This window comes from Mycobacterium gallinarum, from assembly GCF_010726765.1.
GTDB classification, from domain to species: Bacteria; Actinomycetota; Actinomycetes; order Mycobacteriales; family Mycobacteriaceae; genus Mycobacterium; species Mycobacterium gallinarum.
Genome location: NZ_AP022601.1, coordinates 3,209,201 through 3,225,510 on the forward strand (window position 1 = coordinate 3,209,201; position 16,310 = coordinate 3,225,510).

Here is a 16,310-nt window from a genome sequence, read left to right on the forward strand (position 1 = left end):
CATGACGCCCGCGCGCGGTGAAGCACCCGACCGTAACCTCGCCCTTGAACTCGTGAGAGTCACCGAAGCCGGTGCAATGGCGGCAGGACGCTGGGTAGGCCGCGGTGACAAGGAGGGCGGCGACGGGGCGGCCGTCGACGCCATGCGCGAGCTGGTCAACTCCGTATCGATGCGCGGCGTCGTCGTGATCGGCGAGGGCGAGAAGGACAACGCGCCCATGCTTTACAACGGCGAAGAGGTCGGCAACGGTGACGGGCCGGAGTGCGACTTCGCGGTCGACCCGGTCGACGGCACCACCCTGATGAGCAAGGGCATGCCCAACGCCATCTCGGTCCTCGCGGTCGCCGAGCGCGGCGCCATGTTCGATCCCTCGGCGGTCTTCTACATGAACAAGATCGCCGTCGGCCCCGACGCTGCCGACGTCATCGACATCACCGCGCCGGTCGCCGAGAACATCAAGCGGGTCGCCAAAGTGAAGAATTCCAGCGTCGCCGATCTGACCGTCTGCATCCTGGACCGGCCGCGTCACCAGGGTCTGATGGCCGAGGTCCGGGACGCCGGAGCCCGGATCCGGCTGATCTCCGACGGCGACGTCGCGGGCGCCATCTCGGCCTGCCGACCCAACTCGGGCACCGACATGCTGCTGGGCATCGGCGGCACCCCGGAGGGCATCATCGCCGCGGCAGCGATCCGTTGTATGGGCGGCGCCATCCAGGCCGTACTGGCCCCCACCGACGACGATGAGAAGCAGAAGGCGATCGATCGGGGTTACGACCTGAGCCGCGTACTGACCACCGAAGACCTGGTTTCCGGGGAGAACGTGTTCTTCTGCGCCACCGGTGTCACCGACGGGGACCTGCTGCAGGGCGTGCGCTACTCCGGCGGAGGCTGCACCACCCAGTCCATCGTGATGCGCAGCAAGTCCGGCACCGTGCGCATGATCGAGGCCTACCACCGCCTCTCGAAACTCAACGAATACTCCGCGATCGATTTCACCGGCGACAGCAACGCGGTCTATCCGCTGCCATAACCACAAACACAGAAGAACAGGGAGCAAATGTCCGACGACGCCGTCGAATACCGCATCGAGCACGACACCATGGGCGAGGTCCGGGTGCCGATCAACGCGCTCTGGCGGGCACAGACCCAGCGTGCAGTGGAGAACTTCCCGATCTCCGGCCGTGGGCTCGAACGCACCCAGATCCGTGCACTGGGCCTGCTGAAAGGCGCTTGCGCACAGGTCAACAAGGATCTCGGTCTGCTGGCGCCCGACAAGGCCGACGCGATCATCGCCGCCGCCGGTGAGATCGCCGACGGTCTGCACGACGACCAGTTCCCCATCGACGTGTTCCAAACCGGTTCGGGCACAAGCTCGAACATGAACACCAACGAGGTCATCGCAAGCGTCGCCGAGCGCAACGGCGTGAAGGTGCATCCCAACGACGACGTCAACATGTCGCAGTCGTCCAACGACACGTTTCCCACCGCGACGCACATCGCGGCCACCGAAGCCGCGGTGCGTCACCTGATCCCGGCGCTCGAGGTGCTGCACGAGTCGCTCGACTCCAAGGCCCACCAGTGGCGCACGGTCGTCAAGTCCGGCCGTACCCACCTGATGGACGCCGTCCCGGTCACGCTGGGCCAGGAGTTCAGCGGCTACGCCCGTCAGGTGGAGGCCTCCATCGAACGGGTGAAGTCCACGCTGCCGCGGCTTGGTGAACTGGCCATCGGCGGGACCGCGGTGGGCACTGGCCTGAATGCCCCCGATGATTTCGACGAGCGCGTCGTCGCCGTCCTCAAGGAGCAGACCGGCCTGGCCGAACTGCGCGTCTGCGCAAACCATTTCGAGGCCCAGGCCGCCCGCGACGGGCTGGTCGAGGCGTCCGGAGCGCTACGCACCATCGCGGTGTCGCTGACCAAGATCGCCAATGACATCCGGTGGATGGGCTCGGGCCCGCTGACCGGCCTGGGCGAGATCCAGCTCCCCGACCTGCAACCGGGCAGTTCGATCATGCCGGGCAAGGTCAATCCGGTGATTCCGGAGGCAATCACCCAGGTCGCCGCGCAGGTCGTCGGGAATGATGCCGCGATCGCTTTTGGAGGCGCATCAGGTGCTTTCGAACTCAACGTCTATATCCCGATGATGGCGCGCAACCTGCTCGAATCGTTCAAGATCCTCACCAATTCGTCCAAGTTGTTCGCTCAGCGCTGCATCGACGGCCTGGTCGCCAACGAAGATCGCCTCCGCGAGCTGGCCGAGTCCTCGCCGTCGATCGTGACGCCGCTGAACTCCGCGATCGGCTACGAGGAGGCCGCCGCGGTCGCCAAGCAGGCGCTCAAGGAGAAGAAGACCATCCGTCAGACCGTGATCGACCGCGGGCTGATCGGCGACAAGCTGTCCCTCGAGGAACTCGACAAGCGTCTGGACGTGCTGGCGATGGCGAAGGTCAAGGACGGCGAGCGCTGAGCGCTCGCGGGAGAAGCATCGCATCGCGCTGAGCGATTGCATACATCCGCCGCGTAGCGGGTACAGGCACACTGCCATCGCGTGACCCCGATCCAATCCGGGTGTCGCGCGGTGCAGGGGTTGTGTCAGTTGTCTATGTGCCGGGAATTGTGGATGCCGGAGGCTGGTCTACGAGGCCGCCCGATGGAGGATCGTTCGGTCAAGACGTTCTTGACCTCGACGGCCGTCGGGCCATCCGCGCTGCTGATCGAAGGCGAGCCGGGAATCGGCAAGACCACGCTGTGGTTGGCCGCCATCGAGGAGGCGACGGCCCGCGGGTTCCAGGTGCTATCCACACGCGCCGCGGCCGCTGAATCCGTTCTTGCGTACACCGCCCTCGCGGACATGCTCGACGACGTCGACCCGCAGACGTGGGCGGACCTGCCCGCCCCCCAGCTGCTCGCGGTGGAACAGGTGCTGTTGCGGGCAGGCACGGGTGAGGTGACCGACCAGCGCGCCGTCGCGGCCGCGTTTCTCGCCGTCATCGAGCGCCACGCCGATACCGGCCCGGTGCTGTTGGCCATCGACGATCTGCAGTGGCTCGACCCGTCCAGTGTGCATGTGATCGCATTCGTCGCCCGCCGCCTGACCGGGCCGGTCGGAATACTCGGCAGTGTGCGCACCGAGGTCCACGACGGCGCGAGCGCGGCATGGCTGCAGTTGCCCCGCCCCGAAGCTCTGACCCGTATTCGCCTGAGCCCGTTGAATGTTCAAGAACTGCACTCCGCGGTTTCGTCGCGCCTGCAGCGGCCCTTCTCACGGCCCGTAATGGGGCGTATTCATCAGGTTTCCGGCGGAAATCCTTTCTATGCCATCGAATTGGCCAGGGCGTTGGACGACGGGACGCTCAGCAACACAGTGGCATCGCTACCACGAACGCTCAACGATGTAGTCCGCAGCCGCCTCGGCAGCCTCGACCCCGATGTCCACGAAGCGCTGCTCGCGGCGTCGTGCATGGCCACGCCCACGGTCGAGATGGTGGCGATGGCGACTATCGGCGACGGTGACCAGCTGGTCGACCTACTCGAGATCGCCGAGAGCAAAGGCATCATCGTCATCGACGGCAACCGGATCCATTTCACGCACCCGCTGCTGGCAAGGGGCGTCTACACCGAGGCGCGCCCCGCAACCCGACGAGCGATGCACCGTAGGCTCGCCGAGCTCGTCGACGAGACCGAGCTGCGCGCAAGGCATCTCGCGCTGGCCGCTACCAGAGGCGACGATGTGACGCTGCGCGCGCTCGACGCGGCCGCCGAGTTGGCGCGGGCGCGTGGGGCACCCGAGGCCGCTGCCGAGTTCATGGACCTGGCCATCGGCCTTGGCGGTGACGCACCCGAACGCCGGCTCCGCTCGGCGCTGAACCACTTCGATGCCGGCGACCATGAGCGGGCGACGAGAATGCTCGAGGAAACCGTGGACCGCCTCCCGCCGGGAGACCTGCGAGCAGAGGCGTTGTGCCGCTTGGCCGTTGTACGTCTCTACACCGAGGGCTTTTTCGAGGCAACGACCGTGTTGCAGCAGGCACTCGACGATGCGGATGACGACAGTCCGCTGCGCGTGCAGGTGTTGATCACGCTGGCCTATTCGCTCATGCACGCCAACCAGATTCGCGAGGGTGAGGGCGTCGCACGGCAGGCTGTCGAAGATGCCGAGCGATTCGGCCAGCCGCACCTGCTCAGCCTGGCGTTGGGCATGCGGGTCATGTTGGACTTCGTGGCCGGCGAAGGTTTCGACAGCGCAAGCCTGCAACGCGCGCTCGAACTCGAGGACGAGCACACCTTCACACCGCTGGTGTTCCGGCCGAGAATGCAGCACGCACTGCTGCTGGAGTGGACCGGTGAACTCGCGGCGGCGCGGCAGAAACTCGAAGCCATCCGGCTGCGCTGCATGGAGAAGGGCGAGGAGGGCGAATACGTCTTCATCGCCCAGCACGTCGTGATGAGCTCGGTATGGGCGGGCGACTTCATCAACGCCAACCTGGTGGCCGAAGATGCCATGGAACGCGCCCGTCAGCTCAGCGGCGGCACGCCCCTGTTCCTGGCTCACAGCATGCGCGCAACCTTGGCCGTGTTCGCCGGACAGGAGACCGAAGCGCGTCGCACTATCGCGGCAGGACTCGAGATCGGCAGGCAGACAGGAACTTTCCGGCTCGGGGAACGGCTGCTTGCCACGCTCGCTTTCCTCGAGGTATCGCTGGGCAACTACCCGGAAGCGCTCGCCGCGATCGCTCCGCTGCTGTCCGGTTTCGATCCCGAGTCCACGCCGACCGAACTGCCCGGCGCAGCATTCCTGCCCGATGCCATCGAGTCCCTGGTGCAGTTGGGCAGGCTCGCCGAAGCCGCGCCGCTCGTCGAGGCGCTGGAACGCAACGGCCGCACCTTCGACCGCGCCTGGATGTCGGCCGTCGGCGCGCGTGGTCGCGCCATGACGCTCGCGGCGAGGGGTGACCTCGACGGCGCTCACGTCGCGGCGCAGCGGGCGATGACCGAACACCAGCGGGTGGACATGCCGTTCGACCGGGCGCGGACCCTGCTGCTGCTCGGCCAGCTCGAACGTCGAATGCGCAAGAAGGAGACGGCGTCGAGAAGCCTGCAGCTGGCGCTCGAGGTCTTCGAGCGGCACAACGTGCCGCTCTGGGCCAACCGCACGCGCGCCGAGCTGGCGCGGGCCAACGTCGGCCCGCAGGGGTCCAGCCAATTGACCCCGTCTGAGCAGCGCGTCGCCGAGCTCGCCGCCTCAGGCATGAAGAACCGTGACGTCGCCAATGCGCTGTTCATCAGTCCCAAGACCGTCGAGGCGAACCTGGCCCGGATCTACCGCAAGCTCGGCATCCGGTCGCGTGCGGAGCTGGGCCGCCACATCGGTCGGGTCTAGAGCGGCTCGACGATAGGGAAACACCCTATTCCCCAGCGCCGTCCTACGAATTAGCGTCAAGTGGCCCGGACAGAACAGGCTTCTCCAGGAGGACTAGGTGAGCGTCGACGAAGCTGCCTCGATCCAGACTCCCTTGGGCTCCGAGAGCACTGCCCTGGTGACGACGGCGACCAGTGCACCGGCACTGCGGACAGGTTTCGCGGTGCTGGGGTTGGTGTCGCTGCTCGATCTGCCGAGGGCGGACCGCGCTGACCGAGTCGTGGCGTTGAGCGCTGCCGCGGCCGCGGGCTGGTTCCTGGTCCGAGGTTCGATGTCGCCGCCCGGGCGGCTCCGGGGTTCGATGTCGCCGCCCGGGCGGCTCCGGGGCCGCCGCCGCGCCTAGTCGATCAGGGCAGGGCGCCCGGGCTGATCTCCTCGAGCATCTCGGTGACGAGAGCCGCGATCGGCGAACGCTCGCTGCGAAGCAGGGTGATGTGGGCGAATAGCGGGTGACCCTTTAGCTTTTCGATCACTGCGGCCACACCGTCGTGACGGCCCACGCGCAGATTGTCCCGCTGGGCGACGTCATGGGTGAGCACCACCCGAGATCCCGCACCCAACCGCGACAGCACCGTCAGCAGCACGTTGCGTTCCAACGACTGCGCCTCGTCGACGATGACGAACGAGTCGTGCAGGGACCGACCGCGAATGTGTGTCAGCGGAAGCACTTCGAGCATGCCGCGCGACAGCACCTCCTCCAGCACCGCGGGGCTCGCCAGCCCCTCGAGCGTGTCGAAGACCGCCTGCGCCCAGGGGCCCATCTTCTCGCTCTCGCTACCGGGTAGGTAACCGAGATCCTGTCCGCCGACCGCATACAACGGCCGGAACACCACGACCTTTCGTTGGGTCCGGCGCTCGAGCACTGCCTCGAGGCCTGCGCACAACGCGAGCGCGGACTTACCCGTACCCGCCTTGCCGCCCAGGGACACGATGCCCACCGATTCGTCGAGCAGGAGATCCAGTGCCACGCGTTGCTCGGCCGACCTTCCCCGTAGGCCGAACACTTCGCGGTCGCCACGAACCAACTGCACTCGCTTTTCGGCGTTCACCCGTCCCAGCGCGGACGAGCTGCCACCAAGGAGCCGGATTCCGGTGTGGCACGGCATGTTCCGTGCCGATTCGAGGTCGATCTCACCATCGGCGAAGAGCATGTCGATCTCGTCGGGTGTGACGTCGACCTCGTCCATCCCGGTCCAGCCTGACGTGACCACGTCCTGCGCGTGGTACTCGTCGGCGGTCAAGCCGACCGCGCCCGCCTTCACCCGCAGGGGGATGTCCTTGCTGACGAGTGTGACCAGTTTGCCCTCAGCGGCGAGGTTGGCAGCGACGGTCAGGATGCGCGCATCGTTGCTGTCGTTGCGGAATCCCGCAGGTAACACCGTCGGATCGCTGTGGTTGAGCTCGACATGCAGCGTTCCACCTTGCGTCCCAACGGGTATCGGCTGATCCAGCCGGCCGTGTTCGAGTCGCAGATCGTCGAACATCCGCAGTGCCTGCCGCGCGAACCAGCCAAGCTCATGATGATGTCGCTTGGCTTCCAGTTCGCTGATGACCACGAGCGGGACCACGACGTCATGCTCGGCGAACCGGGTGCAAGCCCACGGATCGGAAAGCAGGACGGAGGTGTCGAGAACATAGGTCCGCAAGGGCGAATCAGTCACGTAGCGCTCCTCGAGCCCGCGCGGCCCCACGCGAACCGTTCGGCGGACGCTGCGGTACTAGGACCGGGGCCGGTCCTCTCGTGATCAAACGATCGGTACCGCCCGGATAGCAGAGCATGTCGCTAGCCATCGAAAACGACGCTACTCCCGTGGCGCCATGTGCGCCGCGCAGGCGCGCCGTGGCTACGAGTTAGCGCTGTGTGAACTGCTGGAGCGCGGGCTCGTCGGCCACACCCCACGCGGTGATGCGATCGGCGATGACCTGGCGCAGCTGCTCGGGCCCGAAGATGCCGGCCTCGGCCATGTGCTGCACCTTGTCGGCGTAGGCGTCGATGTCACCACCCACGACGTCGAGCTCGGCGGCGCGCTTGGCGATGGCGTCGATGGTCTCGTCGCGATTGGTCGTCAGCAGATGCTCGACGAGGTTGGCGAAGAACTCCTCGTGCCGTTCTTCGTCTTTGGCGATGCGGCCGACGAGTGCCTTCAGCGTGGGCTCGGCGATCTGCGCTTCGAGGTTGCGGCAGAAGACGGCGTGCTCGCGTTCGAAGAAGGCCATGAACGCCAGGCGCTCGATCTGGCTGTAGGTGTCGGCGCGATAGCCCTTCATCACGTGCTCGACGCGGACATCCTCGTTGGCGGCCGGATCGATCTCACGGGTGACTACCAGGTAGTTGCGCAGCGCGATCGCGTGCAGGTGCTCCTCGGCGGTCCACCGGCCCAGCCAGCGGCCGAATTTGTCTTCGAGTATGAAGCTGAAGACGAGCTCGCGGTGATAGCCGGCGAGATTGTCCTTGTTGATCAGCAGGATCTCCAGCGCATCGGTGACCACCTTGGGCAGCGTCACCTGGGACGGATCCCAGTCTTTTCCGCCGAGGAAGGCGAAGTTCTCGCCCTGCTCGAACGGGACGTAGTCGTGGGCGTACCACAGGTCTTCCGAGTCGATATGACGACGCAGCTCCCGCTGCACGACCGGCTCGAGTTCGAGGATCAGCGCATTAGCGACAGGTCTCTGTGCCATGAAAGTAACTGTAACCCGAATTCACAGGTTTCCAAAAATCGCGCAGGGCGTGTCTTACAGCGTGAGCCCCGGATACAGCGGGTTGGCCGCCAGCAGTTCGCCGGCCGCGGCGTGCACGCGGTCCGCGGTGCCGTCGGCCAGCTTGTACTTGGCTTTCGACGTGCCCGCCGCCTCCGTGTTGGACAGCACCTCGACGATCAGCTCGGCGACACGATCGAAGTCGTCGGCGCCGAATCCCCGGGTGGTCAGCGCGGGTGTGCCCAGCCGGACGCCGCTGGTGTACCAGGCGCCATTCGGGTCAGCCGGAATCGCATTGCGATTGGTCACGATCCCGGAATCCAGCAGCGCCGACTCCGCCTGCCGTCCGGTCAGCCCGAAGGACGTCACATCGAGCAGCACGAGGTGGTTGTCGGTGCCGCCGGTGACCAGCGCCGCGTCGCGTTTGGTGAATCCATCGGCCAGCGCCTGTGCGTTGTCGGCGATGGACTGCGCGTACGTCTGGAATGCCGGCTGCCGGGCCTCGGCCAGCGCGACGGCTTTGGCGGCCATCACATGCGACAGCGGTCCGCCGAGCACCATCGGGCAGCCCTTGTCGACTGCGGGTGCGTACTCCTCGGTGGCCAGGATCAGTCCGCCGCGCGGTCCGCGCAGCGACTTGTGCGTGGTCGTGGTGGTGATGTGGGCGTGCGGGATCGGATCCTCGTCGCCGGTGAACACCTTGCCCGCAACCAGGCCGGCGAAGTGCGCCATGTCGACCATCAGCGTCGCACCGACCTCGTCGGCGATCTCACGCATCTTGGCGAAGTTGACCCGCCGCGGATAGGCGGAGTAGCCGGCGACCAGTACCAGCGGCTTGAACTCGCGGGCCAGCGCGGCGACGGCGTCGTAGTCGATGAAACCCGTCTCCGGGTTGGTGCCGTACTGGCGCTGGTGGAACATCTTGCCGGAGATGTTGGGCCGGAAGCCGTGGGTCAGGTGGCCGCCGGTGTCCAGCGACATGCCCAGCAGCCGCTGGTTGCCGAGCTTGCTGCGCAGGGTCTCCCAGTCGGCTTCGGAGAGGTCGTTGACGTGCTTGGCGCCGAGTTCGGCCAGACCCGGGGCCTCGACCCGGGTGGCCAGGATCGCCCAGTACGCGACCAGGTTCGCGTCGATACCCGAGTGCGGTTGGACGTAGGCATACGGCGCGCCGAACAGTTCGCGTGCGTGCTCGGCGGCCAGCGCCTCCACGGTGTCGACGTTCTGGCAGGCGGCGTAGAACCGGTGACCGATGGTGCCTTCGGCGTACTTGTCGGAGAACCAGGTGCCCATCGTCAGCAGCACCGCGGGCGAGGCGTAGTTCTCGCTGGCGATCAGCTTGAGCGAATCCCGTTGATCAGCAAGCTCTTTGCGGGTGGCATCGGCGATTCGGGGCTCGACGGACTCGATCACCCGCAGGGCGGCGCGGTAGGCCTCGCTGGCGGTGTCGGCGTATTCGGCGCCCAGACCGTTGGACTCTGCAGTCATGCAGCTCAGCCTAGTCGGGCGAGATTTCAGGCGGTCCGCAGCGTCGACGGGATCAGTGGCTCGTCGAGTAGCCGGCCGAACCGCTGGGTCAGCGAAACGTTCGCAGGTCGCGCCTCCAGCCATGCCCGCAGCAGTCGATAGCCCTCGACGTAGGTGCTGGTGTAGGCCCGCCACAGCGGCGACGACAGAAATCGCAGCATCTGGCGGGCTCGCTCGTCGTTGACCAGCAGCCAGCGCCTGAGGAATTCGACGACGTCGTCGACGTCACGATGTTCGTCGTGCAGCATCAGCGCGGCATCCTGGCGCACGTCGGCCAGCGTCGCCGCCGCCTCGGAAACGGCCTGCGCACGATCGCCGTCGAAACTCAGGCCCAGATCGGCGTAGATCTCGGCGGCCCAGGACCCCCAGTTCGGGCCGATCGTGGCGTACAGCGCCAGGTCGGCCAGCCCCTCGGCCATCAGGCATTGCGGGGTGTTGACGAGGAAGATCGTCTGCTCGGCCTGACCCAAGCCCTCGACCAGTCCGGCCTCCTTGCGGCAATGCTCGGTGTGGTGGCCGGGATAGGACTCGTGTGCCACCAGTCGCGGCAGATTGGACATCTGCTGCTTGAGGTCGGCGTTCACAGCCACCGTCGAGGTGTAGTTGCCGAGGTAGTAGTTGAAGCCCGACCAGGGCTTGTCGGTGACCACCTCGTAGGTGATGGTCTCGGCGTCCGGCAGCGGATATTCGGCGCGCACCCTGTCGCGAAGTGCGCTGGAGAACGCATGGATGCACTCCTCCAGGCGGTCGGGCGGCACCTCCTCACCGGCCCGGTAGGCGGTCATCCGCTCGGCGAGGGGCCCGGTGCCGCCCAGTGCCTCATCGAGCTTGGCGTGCGCCTGCCGGTACTGCTCCGGGTCGCCCTTGGCGATACGCACGTCGAAATATGCGTCGACCTCGTCGACGAAACCGACGTTCTGGCCCGAGAACTTGCGGCCGGCGCAGGCCAGGGCCCGCAGGTGGGCGGCGATGAACTCGGCGCGGCTCTGCTCCAGGTCGGTGCCCGCATCCAGTTCGGCCAGCAGCCGTTCGGCCTGGTGGGTGAGATCGGCGGGCTCCGGAGGCGGTTCGTTGGCGACGATGCGGCGCAGTTCGGGATCGCCGGTGAAGGAGTCGACGTAGCCATCCTCGACCCGGTCGAAGCGCAGTCCGAGCATCAGATATTCACGGATCAAGGTGCTATTCGACAAGCCCGAGTTCATGTGCTCAACGCTAACTGCAAGACTGGGCGTATGCCGCGGCTGAGCGAGCCGAGCCCCTACGTGGAGTTCGACCGGACTGAGTGGCGTGCGTTGCGTATGTCGACCCCGCTGAAGTTGACCGAGGACGAGCTGCAGCGACTCCGTGGTCTCGGCGAGAAGCTCGACCTGCTCGAGGTCGAAGAGGTCTATCTACCGCTGGCCCGGCTGATTCACCTCCAGGTCGCTGCCCGCCAGGCGCTGTTTGCGACGACTGCGCAGTTCCTCGGCGAGCCGCAGCAGAATCCGGACCGCCCGGTGCCGTTCATCATCGGCGTGGCGGGCAGCGTCGCCGTCGGTAAGTCCACCACCGCGCGTGTGCTGCAGGCGCTGTTGGCGCGCTGGGAGCACCACCCCCGCGTCGACCTGGTCACCACCGACGGCTTCCTGTATCCGAACGACGAGTTGGCCCGCCGAAACCTGATGCATCGCAAGGGCTTTCCGGAGAGCTACGACCGCAGGGCGCTGATGCGGTTCGTCACGACGGTGAAGTCGGGCTCCGACGCGACCTGCGCGCCGGTGTATTCGCACCTGCTCTACGACATCGTGCCCGGCGAGAAGCAGATGATCCGGCATCCGGACATCCTCATCCTCGAGGGCCTCAATGTCCTGCAAACCGGCCCGGCCCTGATGGTTTCGGACCTGTTCGACTTCTCGGTCTACGTCGACGCCCGCATCGAGGACATCGAGCAGTGGTATATCTCGCGGTTCCTGTCGATGCGGGCCGGCGCGTTCGCCGACCCGGCGTCACACTTCCACCACTACTCGACCCTGACCGACGATCAGGCCGAGTTCGCCGCTCGCGACATCTGGCATTCGATCAACCGGCCCAACCTGATCGAGAACATTCTGCCGACCCGACCGCGGGCCACGCTGGTGCTGCGCAAGGATGCCGATCACGCGATCAACCGGCTGCGCCTACGAAAACTCTGAACGCCGAATGGCCACTCATGCCACGTATTTCGCGAGAAACCGTGCCATGTGGCCACTCGAGCCACTACTTCTTGATGCGGCGCACACCCTGGTACTGCAGCTCGGCCATGACGAGGGTGTAGACGCCGGTGGCCAGCGTCGCCACCACGCCGAAGGTCGTCAGCGGGAACACGTCGACGAGGACGAACACCACGGTCAGGACGGTGTAGAGCACGTTTCCGGCGGCGATCACGATGCCGGTCAGTTTCACCGAAGGCCGGGCGGCGAAAGCGAAGACTCCGGTCGCGAAAGCGATGAAGAAGGCGCCAACCCCATACTCGAAGGCGGTTGTCGTGCCCGACATCTCGGCGATCCAGCCGGCAAGGGCGATGCCGACGATACCCATGACGACACTACAGGTCGCGTCGAGTCGTAGCGCGAAGCGCAGAAACGAGTCGTTGGAGGCCCGCAGTTTGGGAGTGGTGGTGGCGGTCATGCGATTTCCTTTCTCGGGGGGGTGGTGGACCGTTCCGGAGCCGACGACGCAACCTCTTACGGCGGCGGCTCCGGACCAGTCATGTGGGGGTCACGCCAATCGGCGCACCCCGAGGTACTGCACGTAGGCGAAGCCCAACGTGACGACGGTGAAGGCGATGGTCGCGACGACACCGAACTCGCTCAGCGGCAGCCAGTCCCCCACGAGCACGACGGTCACCAGGATCGCGAAGGCGATGTTCCCGGCCAGCACACCGGTACCGACGCGACGGACGTCGGGCAGACCGGCGAGCAGGTACAGCGTTGCGCCGTAACCGACGAGCGCCGCACCGGCGATCCACTCAGAAGTGGGCGACAGGCCCGACAGCCGCGACAGCGGATCGGCGGCCATGGCGATCAGCAGACCGAGGCCGGCGCACAGGGTCGCGTCGGCGCGGAGGGCGAACCGTAAGAGCGAGCCTTCCGGAGCCTCCCCGGCGGCGAGATCGGATCGAGCTTCCCGGACTGGGCGGGTGGTGATGGCGGTCATGGCTTCGATGCTGCGCAGATGTCACTGCCAGATCGACGCCAGCCGCTGCCAGCTACTGCCAGCCGCAGGTCAGAGGTCTTGTGCGGCCACCAGGTTTCCGCGCAGATCGGCGGCGATCACGCGGGCAGCCGAGTTCTGCCAGTTGTGCAGCGACCGTTGGGGCACCTCGGTGACGAACCACTGCCAGGCCTGACGCGCGACGGGATCGAGCCCTGCGGCGGTCGCGTTCTGCGCGTAGGCCCGCACACCGACGACGTAGGGGAAGTACAGCGAGTTGTAGTAGCGCCATTCTTCGGTCGTGCCGAACTCGCCGCCGTCGCGCGGCTTGAGGCGGGCGATGCGATCGGCGAGCAGAGCCTTCAGCTCGTTGGCCCGCTCCAGCGGCTGGTCGGGGGCGCCGCGCGCGGCGAGCCGCTCGTCGATAACCGGCAGTGCGGTGAGCGGGCTGGCGACCAGCTTGGACAGGTCGCCGTAATGGCCGAGGGCTCGGCGGGTGAGACGGACGAAGGTGTCGTCGTCGATGTGGTCGAGCGGGCCGGCCTTTCGCAACGGCAGCGCCGCACCGGTGCTGCGCAGGGCGGCACGGTCGGCACGCAACCCGGGTGAGCGGAAAAACGCCAGCCGGTCCAGCACGCCGGCCAGCGGATCGGCCAGCACGTTGATCGAGATCGCGATGGCCAGGCTGGTGAACAGCATCACCGTCAACGCGGTCTGCGAGCCGGTGACCGACAGGCCGATCAGCGCCTGCCCTCCGAACAGCACCACGACGACGCCCGTTGCGACGAAGGACCGCAACATGTCGGCGCGCAGAGCCTGCCCCTCATCGAAGGCGTCCCACATCGCGACGGCCACACCGAGCAGCACGACGTCGAATCCCGTAGACGCCAACGCCAACCAGCTCGGGACCAGGCCGAGCGGGATGACGATGATCGCGTTGCCGAGTGCGAAGAACAACGTTGCGACGATGATGTAGGGCACCACCGGCCTCGGTTGCCACGATCCGAACACCGCGCGCAGCATCGCGCCGAGCGAGGACAGCGAGATGACGCCGAACATCACCCAGTGACCGAGACGCACCGGGCCGTCGACATTGCCCGCCATCGCCGCACCCATGAAGGCGCCCACCGCGACCGCGGTCACCGCCACGAGTTCGGTCGCCCTGCTTCGCCACGTGTCGCGGGGCCGCGACAGTTCGAGAAGTACGGCGAACCAGGCGATGCCCGGCACGGTGACGAGGTAGACCTCGACGCTGCTCAGCACGGTCGAGCCACTTTGGGTACGAACGGCGTCCAGCGCGACGACCGTCGCGAAGCTCGTCAGGCCGACAGCGGCCAATACCAGGACGGGCTTACGCGGATCACGGGCCAGCAGATACAGCCCCAGCCACCAGCTGAGTGAGAAGACGAGCGCCGACAGCGCAGCCATAGGTCCCAGTGTCGCAGGCATGAGCGCTTGCGCGAAGACCAGATGGTTCTAGATGCCGTAGCGGCGATGACGCGCGGTGTAGTCGCGGAGCGCCCGCAGGAAGTCCACCCGCCGGAACTCGGGCCAGTAGGCCTCGGTGAACCACATCTCCGAGTAGGCGCTCTGCCACAGCAGAAAACCTGACAGTCGCTGCTCCCCCGAGGTGCGGATCACCAGATCGGGATCCGGCTGCCCCGACGTGTACAGGTTCTCCGAGATGTTTTCCGCGGTCACGGCCTCGATCAGCTGTTCGCCGGTACGCCCGTTCGCAAGCTCCTTGGCGAGCAGCTGCCGCACCGCGTCGACGATCTCCTGGCGGCCCCCGTAGCCGACGGCGACGTTGACGTGGAAGGACCCGGCGCCGGCTTGCGATCGCGTCGACTCCACGGCGTCGCGCAACCGCTTGGCCGGCTCCTCGCCGATCAGTTCCAGGTCCCCGACTGTGCGCACGCTCCACCGGTTGGCGGGCGCACAGATCTCTTCGACGACGTCGGTGATGATTCCGATCAGCGTCGCCAATTCAGCGGGTTCGCGCTGCAGGTTCTCGGTGGACAGCAGGTACACCGTGGCCATCTCGACGCCCGCTTCCTGGCACCAGCGCAGCATCTCGGCGATTTTGTGGGCGCCCATCCGGTACCCGTAACTGACGTCGTCGTGACCAGCGTCACGAGCCCACCGGCGGTTCCCGTCACACAGCACCGCGATGTGGCGTGGGAGCTCGGATTTCGAGGAAGCCAGGCCTTGGCGCAACCGCAACTCGTACAGGCGGTACATCGGTTCCTTGAGTCGCGAAGGAATGATGGCCACCGAATCAGACTACTGTGGCAGTCGAATCCCCCAAGGCATAAGCGGAGGTGAACATGGTGCAGGTAGATGCCGACGAGGCTCAGCAGCCACCGGTGCGCGTCTACGCGGAGGATTTGCCCGAAGCGGTCGTCGATGGTGTCGCCAACTTCTTCCACAAACCGCGGTTGCGCGGTTGGATCCACGTCTACGCCGCGGTCGTCGCGTTCATCGCCGGCGCGGCGTTGGTGTCGGTGTCGTGGTCAGTGGTGTCCACGCGCGCAGGCCTCTCCACCCTTGTCTACACACTGACGATCGTCGCGATGTTCGCTGTGAGCGGTGCGTACCACCGGGTCGACTGGAAGTCGGCGACGGCCCGGAAATGGATGAAGCGTCTCGATCACTCGATGATCTTCATCTTCATCGCCGGCAGCTACACGCCGTTCGCGGTGCTGGCACTGCCGGAGTCCGACGGCATGGTCCTGTTGGCGATCGTCTGGGCCGGGGCCCTCGCCGGGGTACTGCTCAAGATGTTCTGGCCGTCGGCACCGCGCTGGGTCGGGGTGCCGCTGTACCTGTTGTTGGGCTGGGTCGCGGCGTGGTTCGTCGGGCCGATCATGCACGGCGCGGGCGTCGCCGCGCTGGTGCTGCTGATCGTCGGTGGCGCGCTCTACAGCATCGGCGGCGTGCTCTACGGCCTCAAGTGGCCGAACCCGTGGCCGACGACGTTCGGCCACCACGAGTTCTTCCATGCGTGCACGGCGGTCGCCGCGATCTGCCATTACATCGCGATGTGGTTCGCCGTCTTTTAGCGGCGATTTCGGTGTAGCTGGTCGCGCTCAGCGCGACTCAGAACACCGAAATCGCTCAGCCCTGGGTCATGTTCTCCGGGGTCCAGTAGGCCTTCATCGACGCGATCTTGCCATCGGAGTTGAACGTCATGACGCTGATGATGTCGATGCTCATCTTGGCGTCGCCCATGCTGATGGTCAGCACCCAGTGGAACGCCACCTCGTTGCCGAGGGCGCGCAGGGTGAGAACCTCGGTCCCGTTGTCGCCCTGGGGAATGGCCGAATAGAAGCCCCGGATCGCCTGGCTCCCGATGTGCACCTCGCTGCCGACGGGATCCTCGACGGTGGCATCGTCAGCGTAGAGCCCGACGATGTCATCGACCTTTCCCGCCGCGGCGTATTCGAGGTAGCGGTTGACGGTCGCGGCGTTGTCCTCAGGCGATGGCATGCGCCGAAGG

Annotated in this window: 15 protein-coding genes; 6 read left to right on the top strand and 9 right to left on the bottom strand. The window is 66.4% G+C overall.

Annotated features, from left to right (window positions below):
• Position 1: 1 nt before the first annotated feature.
• From glpX to G6N42_RS15590, 4 genes are all read left to right on the top strand, one after another.
• Positions 2–1,030 (top strand): class II fructose-bisphosphatase, encoded by a 1,029-nt coding sequence (gene glpX / locus G6N42_RS15575; protein ID WP_163730392.1) that lies wholly within the window; start codon positions 2–4, stop codon positions 1,028–1,030.
• 27 nt (positions 1,031–1,057) lie between these two features.
• Positions 1,058–2,467: a class II fumarate hydratase gene (locus G6N42_RS15580; protein WP_163730393.1), complete on the top strand. Its 1,410-nt coding sequence runs from the start codon at positions 1,058–1,060 to the stop codon at positions 2,465–2,467.
• Between the two features lie 153 nt (positions 2,468–2,620).
• Positions 2,621–5,380, top strand: coding sequence for a helix-turn-helix transcriptional regulator (locus G6N42_RS15585; protein ID WP_163730394.1), 2,760 nt, complete (start codon positions 2,621–2,623; stop codon positions 5,378–5,380).
• A gap of 97 nt (positions 5,381–5,477) precedes the next feature.
• A complete protein-coding gene (locus tag G6N42_RS15590; protein WP_350310126.1) occupies positions 5,478–5,762 on the top strand; it encodes a hypothetical protein in 285 nt (94 codons plus the stop codon).
• A gap of 4 nt (positions 5,763–5,766) precedes the next feature.
• Here G6N42_RS15590 and phoH2 read toward each other — a convergent pair whose 3' ends face one another.
• The 4 genes from phoH2 to G6N42_RS15610 all read right to left on the bottom strand — a co-directional run bounded on the left by phoH2 (position 5,767) and on the right by G6N42_RS15610 (position 10,842).
• A complete protein-coding gene (gene phoH2 / locus G6N42_RS15595; RefSeq protein ID WP_163730395.1) occupies positions 5,767–7,080 on the bottom strand; it encodes an RNA 5'-3' helicase PhoH2 in 1,314 nt (437 codons plus the stop codon).
• A gap of 190 nt (positions 7,081–7,270) precedes the next feature.
• Positions 7,271–8,098 carry an acyl-ACP desaturase gene (locus G6N42_RS15600; protein ID WP_163730396.1) on the bottom strand — a complete coding sequence of 276 codons (828 nt, stop codon included), beginning with the start codon at positions 8,096–8,098 and terminating at the stop codon, positions 7,271–7,273.
• Between the two features lie 54 nt (positions 8,099–8,152).
• Entirely contained in the window at positions 8,153–9,601 is a 1,449-nt protein-coding gene (locus G6N42_RS15605) for a glycine hydroxymethyltransferase (RefSeq protein WP_163730397.1), read from the bottom strand.
• A 26-nt stretch (positions 9,602–9,627) separates the two neighbouring features.
• Entirely contained in the window at positions 9,628–10,842 is a 1,215-nt protein-coding gene (locus G6N42_RS15610; RefSeq protein WP_174262091.1) for a DUF885 domain-containing protein, read from the bottom strand.
• 30 nt (positions 10,843–10,872) lie between these two features.
• Between G6N42_RS15610 and coaA the strand changes: the two genes are divergently transcribed.
• Complete coding sequence (gene coaA, locus G6N42_RS15615; RefSeq protein ID WP_163730398.1) at positions 10,873–11,811, top strand: type I pantothenate kinase; 939 nt, start codon at positions 10,873–10,875, stop codon at positions 11,809–11,811.
• A 64-nt stretch (positions 11,812–11,875) separates the two neighbouring features.
• Here coaA and G6N42_RS15620 read toward each other — a convergent pair whose 3' ends face one another.
• The 4 genes from G6N42_RS15620 to G6N42_RS15635 form a co-directional block, all read right to left on the bottom strand.
• A complete protein-coding gene (locus G6N42_RS15620; protein WP_163730399.1) occupies positions 11,876–12,286 on the bottom strand; it encodes a hypothetical protein in 411 nt (136 codons plus the stop codon).
• A gap of 90 nt (positions 12,287–12,376) precedes the next feature.
• Complete coding sequence (locus G6N42_RS15625) at positions 12,377–12,814, bottom strand: hypothetical protein (protein WP_163730400.1); 438 nt, start codon at positions 12,812–12,814, stop codon at positions 12,377–12,379.
• A 69-nt stretch (positions 12,815–12,883) separates the two neighbouring features.
• Positions 12,884–14,239 carry a hypothetical protein gene (locus tag G6N42_RS15630; RefSeq protein WP_163730401.1) on the bottom strand — a complete coding sequence of 452 codons (1,356 nt, stop codon included), beginning with the start codon at positions 14,237–14,239 and terminating at the stop codon, positions 12,884–12,886.
• Between the two features lie 48 nt (positions 14,240–14,287).
• A complete protein-coding gene (locus tag G6N42_RS15635; protein ID WP_163730402.1) occupies positions 14,288–15,085 on the bottom strand; it encodes a (2Z,6E)-farnesyl diphosphate synthase in 798 nt (265 codons plus the stop codon).
• A gap of 53 nt (positions 15,086–15,138) precedes the next feature.
• Between G6N42_RS15635 and trhA the strand changes: the two genes are divergently transcribed.
• Entirely contained in the window at positions 15,139–15,873 is a 735-nt protein-coding gene (gene trhA / locus G6N42_RS15640; protein WP_163730403.1) for a PAQR family membrane homeostasis protein TrhA, read from the top strand.
• 55 nt (positions 15,874–15,928) lie between these two features.
• Here the strand turns inward: trhA and G6N42_RS15645 are convergent, their stop codons facing one another.
• Positions 15,929–16,300: a nuclear transport factor 2 family protein gene (locus G6N42_RS15645; protein ID WP_163730404.1), complete on the bottom strand. Its 372-nt coding sequence runs from the start codon at positions 16,298–16,300 to the stop codon at positions 15,929–15,931.
• Positions 16,301–16,310 lie beyond the last annotated feature (10 nt).

Coding starts and splice junctions, on each gene's coding strand:
- G6N42_RS15630 (WP_163730401.1), bottom strand. CDS start 14,239: ATGGCTGCGCTGTCGGCGCTCGTCTTCTCACTCAGCTGGTGGCTGGGG.
- G6N42_RS15645 (WP_163730404.1), bottom strand. CDS start 16,300: ATGCCATCGCCTGAGGACAACGCCGCGACCGTCAACCGCTACCTCGAA.
- G6N42_RS15610 (WP_174262091.1), bottom strand. CDS start 10,842: ATGAACTCGGGCTTGTCGAATAGCACCTTGATCCGTGAATATCTGATG.
- coaA (WP_163730398.1), top strand. CDS start 10,873: ATGCCGCGGCTGAGCGAGCCGAGCCCCTACGTGGAGTTCGACCGGACT.
- glpX (WP_163730392.1), top strand. CDS start 2: ATGACGCCCGCGCGCGGTGAAGCACCCGACCGTAACCTCGCCCTTGAA.
- G6N42_RS15620 (WP_163730399.1), bottom strand. CDS start 12,286: ATGACCGCCACCACCACTCCCAAACTGCGGGCCTCCAACGACTCGTTT.
- G6N42_RS15625 (WP_163730400.1), bottom strand. CDS start 12,814: ATGACCGCCATCACCACCCGCCCAGTCCGGGAAGCTCGATCCGATCTC.
- trhA (WP_163730403.1), top strand. CDS start 15,139: ATGGTGCAGGTAGATGCCGACGAGGCTCAGCAGCCACCGGTGCGCGTC.
- G6N42_RS15580 (WP_163730393.1), top strand. CDS start 1,058: ATGTCCGACGACGCCGTCGAATACCGCATCGAGCACGACACCATGGGC.
- G6N42_RS15605 (WP_163730397.1), bottom strand. CDS start 9,601: ATGACTGCAGAGTCCAACGGTCTGGGCGCCGAATACGCCGACACCGCC.
- G6N42_RS15585 (WP_163730394.1), top strand. CDS start 2,621: ATGCCGGAGGCTGGTCTACGAGGCCGCCCGATGGAGGATCGTTCGGTC.
- G6N42_RS15600 (WP_163730396.1), bottom strand. CDS start 8,098: ATGGCACAGAGACCTGTCGCTAATGCGCTGATCCTCGAACTCGAGCCG.